This window comes from Vibrio sp. 10N.222.52.B12 (genome assembly GCF_002875385.1).
Classification (GTDB): Bacteria; Pseudomonadota; Gammaproteobacteria; order Enterobacterales; family Vibrionaceae; genus Vibrio; species Vibrio jasicida.
This window is the reverse complement of sequence record NZ_MDAW01000077.1, coordinates 1-539: the sequence shown is the minus strand read 5'-3', so window position 1 is coordinate 539 and position 539 is coordinate 1. Positions and strand designations below refer to the sequence as shown.

The window sequence follows — 539 nt, the reverse complement described above, 5'->3', positions numbered from 1 at the left end:
CACACCTTAGCAAGGCGTTATGTGCTATGAGGGTTAGTTATGATAAGCAGTGAATATGTAGTGAAGAAATCGAATGATGAAGTATTACATTTGATTATTGAATTAGGTTTGCCTGAGCCAGATCCAACTATGGAAGCGGGTGATTATCGTTGTAAATTTAGTGTACTGGCATTGGGCATTGATGAGTATATTTATGGGGTAGATGCAATGCAGTCATATTGTATGGCTCTAAAGCGCTTTAATTTTTTCGTAAATGATCTTATCTCGGAAGGGTATAATTTTTACTATCCGGGTTTTCTCGATATGGAAGTGGACATTCTGTCAACGTACTTTTAGGTACGCACATAACAAACTGTTCAAGAGGGATTCGCAACGCGTGGCATTTTCACTATGCGTTGGTTTCAGTGTTTAGGGGGTATGCGGCGACTTCGGTATTGCGTTGCTCACCCCTTAACAGGGCGTTAGTACGGGTTTGACATCAAAGGTCATAAGTTTTGGTGTTTATCTGTTTTTGCGCTCGTCTTTACACCTTTCAGTTT

At 40.4% G+C, this 539-nt stretch carries 1 protein-coding gene; it reads left to right on the top strand.

Annotated elements, in window-relative coordinates; translation table 11 throughout:
- Positions 1-39 precede the first annotated feature (39 nt).
- Entirely contained in the window at positions 40-336 is a 297-nt protein-coding gene (locus BCT11_RS03910) for a hypothetical protein (RefSeq protein ID WP_048663413.1), read from the top strand.
- The last annotated feature ends 203 nt before the right edge of the window (positions 337-539 follow it).